Annotated in this window: 11 protein-coding genes and 1 tRNA gene; 5 read left to right on the top strand and 7 right to left on the bottom strand. The window is 59.0% G+C overall.

What is annotated here, in order from left to right:
• Nucleotides 1-10 precede the first annotated feature (10 nt).
• Nucleotides 11-703, top strand: a complete 693-nt coding sequence (locus tag PLJ71_13590; GenBank protein ID HQM49715.1) for a polymer-forming cytoskeletal protein — start codon at nucleotides 11-13, stop codon at nucleotides 701-703.
• A gap of 247 nt (nucleotides 704-950) precedes the next feature.
• A complete protein-coding gene (locus PLJ71_13585) occupies nucleotides 951-1,991 on the top strand; it encodes a hypothetical protein (GenBank protein HQM49714.1) in 1,041 nt (346 codons plus the stop codon).
• Nucleotides 1,992-2,046: 55 nt separating this feature from the next.
• Here PLJ71_13585 and rpmB read toward each other — a convergent pair whose 3' ends face one another.
• Entirely contained in the window at nucleotides 2,047-2,307 is a 261-nt protein-coding gene (gene rpmB, locus PLJ71_13580) for a 50S ribosomal protein L28 (GenBank protein ID HQM49713.1), read from the bottom strand.
• Between the two features lie 266 nt (nucleotides 2,308-2,573).
• On the opposite strand from rpmB, the gene PLJ71_13575 reads away from it, so the two are divergent.
• Nucleotides 2,574-3,377 carry a hypothetical protein gene (locus tag PLJ71_13575; GenBank protein HQM49712.1) on the top strand — a complete coding sequence of 268 codons (804 nt, stop codon included), beginning with the start codon at nucleotides 2,574-2,576 and terminating at the stop codon, nucleotides 3,375-3,377.
• Nucleotides 3,374-4,426, top strand: coding sequence for a 23S rRNA (adenine(2503)-C(2))-methyltransferase RlmN (gene rlmN / locus PLJ71_13570; GenBank protein ID HQM49711.1), 1,053 nt, complete (start codon nucleotides 3,374-3,376; stop codon nucleotides 4,424-4,426). The genes PLJ71_13575 and rlmN overlap by 4 nt, the downstream gene beginning before the upstream one ends.
• Nucleotide 4,427: 1 nt before the next feature.
• On the opposite strand, the gene PLJ71_13565 is transcribed toward rlmN, so the two are convergent.
• The 6 genes from PLJ71_13565 to recA all read right to left on the bottom strand — a co-directional run bounded on the left by PLJ71_13565 (nucleotide 4,428) and on the right by recA (nucleotide 11,743).
• Nucleotides 4,428-5,123, bottom strand: a complete 696-nt coding sequence (locus tag PLJ71_13565) for a lysophospholipid acyltransferase family protein (protein HQM49710.1) — start codon at nucleotides 5,121-5,123, stop codon at nucleotides 4,428-4,430.
• Entirely contained in the window at nucleotides 5,120-5,995 is an 876-nt protein-coding gene (locus tag PLJ71_13560; protein ID HQM49709.1) for a 2-dehydropantoate 2-reductase, read from the bottom strand. The genes PLJ71_13565 and PLJ71_13560 overlap by 4 nt, the downstream gene beginning before the upstream one ends.
• A gap of 44 nt (nucleotides 5,996-6,039) precedes the next feature.
• Complete coding sequence (locus PLJ71_13555; protein HQM49708.1) at nucleotides 6,040-7,050, bottom strand: SPOR domain-containing protein; 1,011 nt, start codon at nucleotides 7,048-7,050, stop codon at nucleotides 6,040-6,042.
• Complete coding sequence (locus tag PLJ71_13550; GenBank protein ID HQM49707.1) at nucleotides 7,034-7,621, bottom strand: hypothetical protein; 588 nt, start codon at nucleotides 7,619-7,621, stop codon at nucleotides 7,034-7,036. The genes PLJ71_13555 and PLJ71_13550 overlap by 17 nt, the downstream gene beginning before the upstream one ends.
• A gap of 11 nt (nucleotides 7,622-7,632) precedes the next feature.
• Nucleotides 7,633-10,611, bottom strand: coding sequence for an AsmA-like C-terminal region-containing protein (locus PLJ71_13545; GenBank protein ID HQM49706.1), 2,979 nt, complete (start codon nucleotides 10,609-10,611; stop codon nucleotides 7,633-7,635).
• Between the two features lie 70 nt (nucleotides 10,612-10,681).
• The gene (gene recA / locus PLJ71_13540) at nucleotides 10,682-11,743 is read right to left on the bottom strand and encodes a recombinase RecA (protein HQM49705.1); all 1,062 of its coding nucleotides are present in this window, start codon (nucleotides 11,741-11,743) and stop codon (nucleotides 10,682-10,684) included.
• Nucleotides 11,744-12,144: 401 nt separating this feature from the next.
• Between recA and PLJ71_13535 the strand changes: the two genes are divergently transcribed.
• Nucleotides 12,145-12,220, top strand: a tRNA-Gly gene (locus PLJ71_13535).
• Nucleotides 12,221-12,250: the final 30 nt, after the last annotated feature.

Genomic DNA, 12,250 nt, shown 5'->3' with positions numbered 1-12,250 from the left:
ATACAAGCCCGTGAAGGACACATCGCAACACAGCATGAATCCCCTTGACGAGGCGGGCAAGCCGGACACCTATGAAGAGCTGGCGGAAGCAGGAAAATCGCGCGGAGGGCTTTTCGGGCGCGTGAATCAGGCCTTTCAGGAAGCGCTGACGTCGAGCCGGGGAACGCGGGAGCGCTCGCCGGTCGAGGAAGCCGGGGACGATCCTCATGTTACCGCGGACGACTTGGCGATTCGCCGGGCGAAGTCGGTGAAACCGCAGCGCATGATCATCCCGGAAGGCGTTATTATCGATGGTTCGATGACGAGCGGCTCCGAAACGGAGATATCTGGGCGCGTCGAGGGGGACGTGACGGTCGAAGGGCGGTTGTATCTGGGCGCGAGCGCGCTGGTTTCGGGCAATGTGCGGGCGACTTCGTGCCGTGTGGACGGCCTGGTCGAGGGGCGGATGGAGTGCACCGAGGAACTGGAGTTGGGCACTTCGGGCCGCCTGAATGCGGACACTATGGCCGGCAAACGCATTATTCTTGCAGGGCAAGTCTTCGGCAACGTCTCGACTGGGGGCGTCTTGCGTTTGGTGTCTTCCGGGAAACTGACGGGCGATATACGTGCCCGGCGTCTGGTCATTGAAGAAGGCGCAATCTTTAACGGCGGGTGCGTCATGCGGGCGCCTGCGCAACGGCGTGAAGCTCCAAAACAAGCCTGATCATTCCCGTGGCAATAGCAGATACGACGTCTTAGCCACGTCTGCGGGGTGCATAATGGCCCATACGCACGCAATGTGCTCCCACAAGGTCCTGATAAGGCATCCTGGCGGTGGGGTCAGTACGCCGGTTGCCCGAATTTGGATGCAGTTTCTACTGGCAGCGCCGTCGGTCCCACGTTTCGTTATTATGAGTATCATGCTCGTTTGGGGCTCGGCCTGCTATGCGGGGGAGAGTGCTTCGGGAGTTGTGACGCTTCGCGTTGAGGGAACGGCCCAAGGTACGGACGCAGCGGCTGTTCGAGAGGCAGACGAAAACGGGTTGCTGGCGGCCATGGGCGAGTACCTCGAGCAGTATGTTCCCGATGGCGACCTGTCGGTTTTTCACGAGCTTCTTGAGACGCCAAGGCGGTTCGTGCGCTCGTTTAACCGAGTCGATACCCAAGTGGATGAAGGGGTGACAGTCGTTACCCTCCGCGTCAGCCTTGATGAGGCGGCAATACGCCAAGCGGCCGCTTCAACGCTGTTTCCACGACTTGCCGCGCAGGCGCGCTTTCTTGTTCTTGTCGCGGAGAGAGGGATTGGGGACACGCAATTGAGACTCAAGCGGGATGGGATTGCGGGAGCGTGGGTGGTCCGGGCGTTGCGTGAAGGCGGCCTCAATGACGTCAGGGGAATCGACGCCGTCCTGGATGAAGATGAAGACATGTTATTGACCCAGTTGACGGATGATACGGCGATACGGCTTCTTCTGCGCGAGAACGCCGCCGATGCCGCGGTCGTCGGCCGTGCCTACATTCACTCGGACTTCGCGGCGGCCGGTTCCAATTTGTTGGAGCATCGCGCCGAGTTGGAGTTACGCATTGTTGGGGCGGGAGAAGGCGCCTACACGTTAAGGTCTGAGGCTAAGGTGTTGAGTGGCGAAATCGAGCGCGGCGCCCAGACGGCGTTGAACGATGCCTGCGCGAAGGTGCAGGGGGAGGTCGTGCCGCTGAGCGTGTTAGCCGTTGCTCAAGGCGGGCTCGGAACGGGGGTCTTGGTGGTGATCAGGGGACCTTTAGACGCTGATTCCAAGAGCGCGATCATGGAGCGCCTGAAAGGCGTTCCGGGTATCGGCGAGGTAGAAGTGTTGCGCGAGATGCCCGGTGTACTCAAGCTTCATGCGCCTTATACGGGAGAAGTCGGACCACTCTACCGGCATCTGACCTGGGCGCCGTACACCGGTTTCCGGCTTTCCGCCGAGCAAGTTGTGGCGCGCGAAATACGTCTTGAGGCCATCCCCGGCTCCTGAAAAGAGAATCGCCGGACATCTTGGGGGTCCGGCGAAGAAATCGAGTTTGGAAGGGTTACTTGCCCGCGTTCTGGGGCCTGGTCTTCACATATTTCGTGAACTTTCCGGCTTTGATGTAGCGCGCACATACGCGAACGGTGCGCACCCGGCCGTTTTCATCGACGATGCGGATCTTCTGCAGATTGGGTTTCCACCGCCGTTTCGAGATGCCGGTAACGTTTTGTCCGATACCTCCCTCGCGCTTGGCTTTTCCGCGGCGAACGACGCGTTTGCCAACTTGCGGGCGTTTTCCACTGTAATCACATACATGCGACATGCCGTTCTCCCTTGACTCTATCCCGCGGCGCGTCTGCTTGGCCGGGCACGAAAGCCCGCTGCGAACATTGCGCCGCGCTGCGTATTCACCGTCTCATTTACGTGTGCTTTGCCAGTCTGTTTTCGGATGATATAATCCGGCTGCACACGCAGGAAACGGAGTTTAGCATATAAAGGAAGCGGTTTCAAGGATTTCGATGTTTGTGGGATAGCAGGATGTCACCCATGTGTCCGAGGGATGGAAAGCGGGTTTGCTGAGAAGTGAGCATGACGAGGGAGAATAGATTGCGGCGCGCACGGTTGTTTTTTCTGACGCCGTTTGTGCTGGCGCTGTTTGCTGGGTGTGCTCATGCTCCGGGCAGACTGCTGTGGCGCGGGGCGGCGCCGGTGGATGCGGAGGCGCGACAGGCTCTCGATGCGCTGGCTCGAGCGCAGGACATGCTGGGAAGCCTGCGCGGTCAAGGCACCTGTATCGCAGCGTCTCAGGATGTGATGGGCAAGCGCAAGTTCAATGTGACGCTTCTGTACCGCGCGCCGCGCGATGTAGCCGTTCGCGGCTTTGACTCGACAGGTTTGAGCGGTCAGGTGCTTCGTCTCGTAGCGGTGGACGGCACACTGGAGGTGGCCATTCCAGAGACTGCTCTTGATGTGTCGGAGATGCTGGGGCGGGCCGGGGCGGATTCGATCGCCCGCGAGCTGATGCGTCCCGAGGAATGGGGCAAGCTTGGCGGTCGCGAGGTTAAGGTCGCGAACGTCGAGGAAACCGTAGACGGCCGGCGCCTGACGCTGCTCGTGAACAAGAGATTCGGTTTATTGCGCCGGGTGACGCTCGAGGGCCCCGATTGGAAACTGCGGGAGAGCGAGTTGCTCGATAAGCGTGGAGCGGTTTTGGCGCGGGTGGAGTGGCAGGAATATCTCGAGGTGGGCGGCGTCCGGGCGCCTGTGGCGTTTGCCGCCGCGTTTCCGCAGGAAGGTTTGACACTGCGGTTTTCTCTTGAGGGGTCGAAGGTTGCCATCAATCCCGGCCTCACCACGGCGGATTTCCTGGCGCAACCAGAGGAGATGAAGTGAGTATCGCAATAACGGATTTTCTACCGGAAGAAATCGCCGAGCGTCTGGAAATAAAGGTGTATCACGCGCGGCAGATCTTTCGTTGGATACATGCCAAACAAGTTTTTGACTTCAATGCGATGACCGACCTTTCCAAGACGATGCGCGAAGAGCTTCGTGCTGGCGTGGTTCTTCCTCAAATTCATCCCATCGAGGTATTGAGTTCACGCGAAAGGGAAGCAACTCGGAAATCCCTTTTCGGTCTTTGCGACGGAGAGGCCGTGGAGGCGGTTGCTATTCCCGAGGGGGAACGCCTCACGCTGTGCCTGTCCACTCAGGTGGGTTGCCCGCTGCGTTGCGCGTTCTGCGCAACAGGGCTGTCTGGATTCAAACGCAACCTCAGTGCGGGAGAGATCGTTGAACAGGCGCTGCATTTGTTGGGCGACCGTGACCTGCAAGAGCGGACGCCGAACATTGTCTTTATGGGCATGGGCGAACCGTTCCTGAACTACGACGCCACGCTGAAGGCTATCCGCATGTTCATGCGCAAGGATGGACTCAACATCGGCGCGCGAAAGGTCACGGTGTCGACCGCAGGCGATGTTCCGGGCATCGAGCGGTTTGCGGGCGAGAAATGGCAAGTGCGGCTGAGCATTTCCTTGCATGCTGCCAACGATGCGTTGCGCTCGAAGCTGGTTCCTTTGAATCGCAAGTACCCACTGGCTCGCCTGCTCGAGGCCGTGCGCGGATATGGCGAGAGAACGGGCCGCCAGGTCACCTTCGAGTGGACGCTCATCCGCGGAGTGAATGATTCGGCTCTCAATGCCCGTCAACTGCTCGAGTTGACCCGGGGGCTCAAGGCTTTCGTGAATCTGATCCCGTACAACCGTGTGGAAGAACTGCCTTACGAGCCCTCGCCGCCGGAAACATGCGAGGCGTTCCTTCGGATACTCGAGGAGGGGGGAATGAACGCAACGCTCAGAAAAGAGCGTGGGGGAGACATCAACGCGGCATGCGGGCAGTTGCGGGCGCGCCATATAACGGTTGCGGAAGGAGACGTGCTGGCGTAGCCTATTCGCTCAGCTCTTCTTCGAGTGATTCGTGCAGCCGGTTAAGCGCGCTCTCGACCTCGGTTCGTAGACTTTCGATGGCCGCCGCCGTCTCTTGCGGAGGGGGGTAGATCGGCTCCCCGTAGACGGATACCAGCCGGGCGAATGGTTTCGGGATGATCAACTTGTCCCACGAATGCATGCGCCAACACCGTGTTGCGGCTAGCGCGACGGGGACGACAGGCAGGCCGGTTCGCATAGCAAGCACTGCGATGCCGGGCTTCGCGATTCTGCGGGGGCCTTTGGGTCCATCCAGTGTGAACCCTACGGCAGGCACGACGGCGGTTGCTCGCTCCAGTTGTCTCAGAGCCTCGCTGCCCCCTCGTGAAGACGACCCGCGCAACGCATACAGCCCGAAATGGCGGACTATCCGCGCCGCCAGTTCGCCGTCGAAGCTATAGCTGGTGAGGGTGTGGTAGCCCGTGTTGCGAAAATGCCACGCAGCCAAACCGAGGGTTTCATGCCAGATGGCGAGTATGACGTGCTGCGCGGTCTCGAGGCAGGTGTTGAAACGATCACGGTCACGCCGTTCCTGACGGCAGGTTGCGCACGCCGCTTTGAATGCTCCGGCGATCAGGGGAGAGCTGACCGCCAGGATCACCTGCTGCCTGCGCGTAAAAGTGCAGGGGCTATGGTACGTCAACCCGTCGTGGTTCAACGCGATTCCATGCCCCGGAGGAGTTGGTAGATAACGCGTGTGCGGGGAACCGGCAACGCCGCAATTTGGGCGCGGCGGAGTATCTCCCCGCTCAGGCTTTCGATTTCAGTCCGTTTTCTGGCGCGGATATCCTGAAGCATGGGGGAGACGCTGTGAGGAAACTTGCGGCACGATTCTTCGGTCTCTTCAACGAGGCTGTAAGGAAACCGGTATCCCTCCGTGGATGCCACTTTCACGCTTTCTACAACCAGGTCGCGCATGAGTTGGCGCACTTCCGTAATCTCGAGCAACGCGCCGTTTTGAACATTGAGAAGCGCGGTCAGCGGGTTTATGGCGTTCGAGGCGGACACCTTTTCCCAAAGTGTCTGCCCCGGCGCGGTGGTGACCTCAAAGTGGAACCCTGCAGCATTCAAGGCGTTTTCAGCGGACTGTGTGGGGCACGACGTCCATGAGCCAAATATGGTCTTTGCGGAGGCGGTGTGTGTGACCTGGCCTTCGTTGGTGAGCACGGCGGCTTCGTGAGTGACTCCCGCGAGGATGTTGGCGCTGCCTACGGCCGAACACAAGGTCTCCGTATTTCCAAGACCGTTCTGCAGCGTCAAAATGGGCACGTTTGGGGGGATGCTCAGGGTACGGGTGACATGCGATTTGACGAATACGATGACCAGATCCTGGTCATCGGGTACGGATGTGGACACGACCGGTTTCGCGCTGATGGAGCGTGAGTCCGATTCGACACGGATACCCGACTCATTCAGACGGTTGGCGCGATCGGGTTTATAGTCGACCAGCGTCGTCTGCACGTTGCCGTTTGCAAGCCGCGCCGCGAACAGACAGCCCATGGCTCCCGGACCAATGACCGACACTTTCATGGCTTCCCTCGATTCCCTTCCGCTGGTCTTCCTGCCACTGTGGTTCATTGTGTACCCCGCCGTGCTTCTTGTGGAACAAATATTTTGGAGAACCGTTCCTGCTTCTGCAACTCGCGGCAGGCCTTCAGGGCGGATTCCCGGTCCGCATACCTCCCGACAAACACCCGTATATATTCTCCGTCAGTTGAGGACTCTAATTCTACATCAAGTCCCGCGTTCTCCCGGACTTCTTTCGCATAGGCTTCTGCTTTGGCGCGGTTTGCCTTGGAGAAAGCGATCAGCTGGATGCTGTAGAAAGGCCCTGCGGCGGTTCCGGAAGCGGCGGCGGGCTGGGTCGTTTCCGGGGGAACCTCCATCTTTTCCAACGTAAACGAGGGCTCTTTCTCAGATTTGGCTGCGGAATCCGCCCCAGCTTGGGGTTTCTTTTCGGAGCCGGCAGGAACGGGTTGGGTCTGTTCAGCGCTTGTTTCCTTGGCCGTCTCGGTGGTTTCAGGTCTGTCCTGCGTTTTGTCGGGGCTGGAGACCGCGGATGCTTCGGTGGGGGGCTTGGGGGTTAGTTCGACGGGTTTTGGCCCGCTCGATGCCGTCTTTGGTTTCTGCTCTTTCGCCGTTTCGAGTTGGGCGGCCGTTGTCGTGGAGGTCTCAGCCGGCGCGGGAACGCGGCTTAAAGGAGGGCTATCGTCGGCGTTGGGGCCTTGCGGGGGCGTGGCGGTTAGACTTTGTGCGGGCTGCGATTCTTTCTTGGCCAAAGGAACGACATCCGTGCGCGGAGTGGCCTGGATGCCTTCGGGCCGGACGCTGCTTGACCGCTCACCGCCTGTTGCGGGAGACGGCGTGCCGGGCGCATCCGGGGCGGGAAGAACGTGTGACGCTTGCTGTTGAGCCTGGTTCTCGCTGATCATGGGTTCAAGACGCGAAGTCACCACGCCAAGCAGGTAAAAGAAGAGCGCGCCAATCATCAGCCCACAGACGGCCGCCACCATCTGCCCCCGTGTCAGTTGAATCACAGGTTCGTCATCCGCGGTTCTCGTGTCTGCCTTAGCCCGCTGCCTCATCCGCCCTCTCCCCAGATACGGCTTCTTCTGCCTCGCCCTGTTCACCTGGTCCGGTTTCGTCTTTTCCGGTGCCGGATTCCAGTTCTTGGAGTCTTCTCAAAAGGGCTTGGCGCCCGGTTTCGAGTTCCTCGTAGCTCAGATTGGGATCACCGACCTCGATGAAGCGGTTCCCGATGCGGTCCGCAAACAGAGCGACACGGGCCTCGCCCTCCTCGCTGTCAAATTCCTTAATCAGCCGAAACACTTTTTGTCTGCGGAGCAGCTGCGCCGCCAGATAGGCTATGGCAATATCGTCGCGTGCCGTGGACTCCGCGGATTCGTAGAAGACCTGGCGCAGCGGCGAGAATACCTCAGGGGGCTTTTGCGCCTCGATCTTGGGATCGACGTACGTGGTAGACCATGCGGCGACGGCATCTTGAGCCTTATCGGGTTGCCAATGAGTCTTATCGAAATCCTCTCGCACAAAGGACTGTTCCTCGATTCGCACACGCGAAAAGATCTCTTCGCCATGTTCGAAAGGACGTTCGCAGCCGGAACACGCGCGAGAACTCTTAGTAATCTTGATTTCCATGACTTCCTGTACTACTGGTCACTGTTCTCAGGGGGTTTACGGGCCCCCATGATCCCAGCTCCGATTTTAAACACATCCACGAGGATTTTTCTAGGTAAATCGAGAACTTGAACCACTTGGCTCGTAGTTTCGAGTGCGCCGCTGACCAGGGTGATACTTGGCGAAGGCAGACTGGCCAGTTCGCTCTTTGGCCGCAGCGTAGGTCCCTGGATGTGAAACTCAAGCTCGAGGTCCCGGTTGGCCAGCCGGTAACCTTGAAGGGTGAAGTTGTCTCGAAGCGCGGGGATACGCTCCGCGGTATCGGGGGCGATCGCGAGCTTGATGTCGTAGTCCATGTCCCCGCGGGTAACGTAGCTTCCATCGCCGGTTATCTTGATGCCTTGGGCAAAAAGTTCGATATTCTTTGTTGTCACGACGTCGTTCTTGAAGGTCACTTGAGAGGTCATGCGGTCGAACTGAAGGGAAGGGGGGAGCATGTCGGCGCCTTCCTGCAACTGGTCTTTGAACTGGGCAAAAATGAAATCGGCGTTGAAGCGCCCTTGTCTGATATCGAACCGGCCCTCTCCTGAAAGGGTATGGGGGTCGTCCCGGTCCATGGAATACGTGACGTTGCCGTTGACGGTGCCATCCAGCACCTCGGGGAACTTGAGATGTTTCAGAAGGGGCGCGGCCGGGATTGAGTCCCACACAAAACTTGTCTCATAGGCATTCTGGGCGCGGGACAGCGTATAGTTTCCTTTGACGCGGCCTTCCTGACCGACCTTGGCTTGAAAATCGCGGATACCCACTTCTGCTTCGGTGAAGTAGGCTTCTCCGGAAAACGCCGTGCCTTCCCAGGGGGAAGCAACCAGGTGGTCCGCCTCCAAATGAAACACCCAGTCGCGGGGGACGGAGGGGAAACGGTCTATCAACTCGGGGGGGCATCTCAGCGGGGTAAACCACTTTACGCCGAAGGGCGGGGTCGAAGCGTCTGCTGCATGGAGCCAGAGCTCGCCCGTGGACGGGCTGCCCCGGGTAACTGCCAGGCGCAGGGTCGCATCTTTCAGCAAGTGGGGAGTCTCGATGTCCGTGGGCAACAGCTCCAGCTCGTCGAGCCGGCATTCGAGCAGGGCATGCCACTCGTTAGGCTGGACCTTGTCCCGCGTCCAATCGTAGGAGACCTTTTCGAGGGTTTTCCCGCGAGGCTCGTACGGCAGCCGGAGGCATTTTGCGACCATGGCGATATCGGCCTTGTCCGCTGTCGTCAAAGAATGTTGGAGGCTCCACTTGCGCCCTGACTTGGCCAGATGCATATCAGCGTCCAACAGGGTTTCGGCCGCCTTGACTTGCCCTTTGAGGGTGACCTCTTTGCCTGGTGTGATGTCTGCGTTTCCCTGCAGGGTCACCCCGAGCCCGAACGGTTTGCGGAAGAACCATTTGTAGTCAACTTGCGCCTGGGTAAGTTCGACGGCGAATTCCGCGTTCATGCGTCCGGGTTTGATGTCTGCGGAAGCCTTGAGGGTGGCGCTGCCGGAGAGGACGATGTCTCGTATGGCATTGACCAGGTGCGTATCTTCAAGATTGGCGATAGTCCCGCTGAGCGAGGCGGAACCCGTCTTATCGGCGAAGTTGTAGGACAGTCCGCCGACCATAGGGTTGCCTTGGAACACGAAATTGAGGGGTTGAATCTGAATCGCGCGGTCTTCGAGGCTGACCCGGCCGGAGATGTTCTGGACATCTACGCCGTACGTCTTCTGCGAGACTTTTCCGTCGGCGATGGTGAGGGATGCTCGCGCGATTTGGTCCTGTGAGTCCCATGCGCCCTTGATGTCGTCCAGTGCGATTTCGACCGCAGGAAGGCGTTCGTCGAGCGGCGCAAAGGCCAAGGTTCCACCTGCGGCGGCGGCTTGGGCGGCGATGTGGGGCTCTTCAATGTTGCCTGTGAGAGCCAGTGATATCTGGTAGGGTTCTGCAAGCTTCACGTCAAGCTTGCCCTGCTCCTGCAAACGTCCGGTAACGGCAAGGTCGAGGATTTCCGCCAAGGGCAGGCGCGAACTCTCGATGCGCAGGTCGAATTCCGGGGTTTCCTTTTGAAAAGAAATGGAACCGGAGAGTTTCCCCACGCCAATCTCCGCGGATTCCGCGGAGGCGGAATTGAGGGTCAGCTTGTTCGAAACCGTGTTGTACGAGGCGAGTACTTCGAGTGAGCCGGTTGCCGGGCCGAGGAATGGGGGGTGGTCTCGAATAGTGAGGTTCTCGAAAGCGGATTCCAGCCAGACCATGAGGGTCATGTCCGGGTATGCCACGACGCGCACTTTGGGTTTAGCGGCCCCAGACTGGACGAACTGCTTGGAAGCCGGCAGAAACACGTTGACGTCGGCCGTAGTGAGACGGCTGGACTCGACTTTCAGCTCGAAATCCCGAGGCGACGTATAGATCAGATTTGCATCGAGCTGGCTTTCCGTTCGGCCGTTCAAGGTCCCCGACGCGTTGGCGAGGACCTGTTCGGATTGGGGCAGACGATAGACATCAAAATCGAGGTTCTCGATGGAAAGCGTTGTGTCGCGCACGACGTTTTCCACCTGGAGAGTGCACTGCTTCCCCAATACCCGGAAAGTGCCCTCGGATAGAAGTTTCCCGCCCTTTGGGGCGATGAAGGTAGGGTCTTGGGGATTGTACCAGGCTTCTCCTGGTACTCGGCGCAACAGGAACTGGGCATGGTCGAGCTCAAGGCGATCGATGTTCAATTCGCCGTACAGGAGGCCGATGACGTCGATATAGATATACGTCACGGGCGCCCGAATGCTGGCGAGAGGGCCTCGCTCCGGTGCGAAGTCGATGCGCAAATCATCCACGCGAATCCCGCGTATACCCGCTACGGCAACGGAATCCGCCTCGAGAGCGATACCCAGGTGCGTCTCGGCCGCCTTCAGCAGCATTTGGCGCACGGTTTCAAGGCGGTACTCCACAAACAGCGTAGCCGCGGCCAGCACTCCGCTGAGGACGAGCAACGCCAGAAGCCATATCCGGGCATATTGCCCGGAACGGGCGCCCCGTGGGGGCTTTTCTTGCGAACGGCTTTTAATCGGGGACTTCTGCCTTCTCTTCGGTAGTAGCGGCTTCGGAGCTTTCGAACCACTTGAGTTGTTTGGTCCGCAGGATTTCGTTCGTGAGTTTTTCGACGATTTCGGGGTGGTCTTTCAAGAAGATCCGGGTGTTCTCCCTGCCCTGGCCCAGGTTCTCTCCGTCGAGCGAGAACCATGAGCCGCTTTTCTGAATAAGCTTCTCGGCAATGGCCATGTCGAGCACGTCGCCTTCTTCCGAAATACCCTCATCGAACAGAATCTCGAACTCGGCGGTGCGGAAGGGGGGACTTAGCTTGTTCTTGACGACTTTTGCGCGTACACGGTTCCCGACGCTCTCTTCCTTGTCCTTTACAGAGGAAATACGTCTGATTTCGACGCGCATGGAGGCGTAGAACTTGAGTGCCTGGCCGCCGGTAGTGGTTTCGGGGCTTCCAAACATGACGCCGATCTTCATGCGGATCTGGTTGATGAAGATGACCAGGGTTTTAGAGCGGCTGATGGCGGCCGTGAGTTTGCGGAGCGCCTGCGACATAAGGCGCGCTTGCAGGCCTACATGGGCGTCTCCCATGTCGCCCTCGACCTCGGCCTTGGGGACCATCGCGGCGACAGAATCAATTACGATAATATCGACCGCATTGCTGCGTACCAAGGCTTCGCAGATCTCGAGGGCCTGTTCGGCGGTGTCGGGCTGGGATACGAGGAGATTGTCAACATCGACGCCGATCTTCTGTGCGAACGCGGGGTCCAGGGCGTGTTCAGCATCGATGTAGCAGGCAATACCGTTCTGCTTCTGCGCATTTGCTACTGCGTGTAATGCCAATGTCGTTTTCCCGGAGGCTTCAGGTCCGAATATCTCGACGACGCGTCCCCGTGGAAATCCGCCGACGCCCGTGGCGATGTCCAGCGAGAGACTCCCTGTGGAAATGGCCGGCACCTTCTGGACGAAGTGATCATCGCCAAGGCGCAGTAATGTCCCCCGCCCGAACTGCTTTTCGAGTTGTGCCACTGCGATATCGAGTGCCTTGTTGCGTGCGTCATCATCCGATTTTGCGGCCATAGCGGACTCCTCCCCCCGGTTTTATCTGAAAAAAAATTCACCTACCGCGGGTATGGTGCCAGAATGCCTGGCCCTTGTCAAGGACCAAATCAAAACGTGTCTATTCTATCGCTTTTGGCGATGAAGTCCAATGGTCTTGTTGATGCAATGGGCGGCTTGATGCTCGCAACGCCGGGGCGTTCGTCCGCGAGTGACGGGCAGCCTGTCCGCGAAGTGGTCTCCGGCACCTTTCCAGCTTTGTCCTGCCCGTCAAGGAAGGGTAGAGGACCCGGGGGGAATCTCTTTGAACTGCTCGTTCCTGCGCATCCTTCGAGTATTTCCTTTTCCCGGCCCTGGATAGGGGAAAAGATGGAAACTCGTTGACACGGGATACTGATGGTGATAAACTACGCCTCGTCCGAGCGGGATTAGCTCAGTTGGTAGAGCGCCAGCTTCCCAAGCTGGATGTCGCCGGTTCGAACCCGGTATCCCGCTCCATTTTTTTGTTCTTTCCCGGCCGGGATTCCC

The sequence above is a fragment of the Candidatus Hydrogenedentota bacterium genome, assembly GCA_035416745.1.
In the GTDB taxonomy this organism is placed as follows: Bacteria; Hydrogenedentota; Hydrogenedentia; order Hydrogenedentales; family SLHB01; genus UBA2224.
Note: the sequence above shows the minus strand (reverse complement) of the source record. Positions and strands in the feature narration are given on the sequence as shown.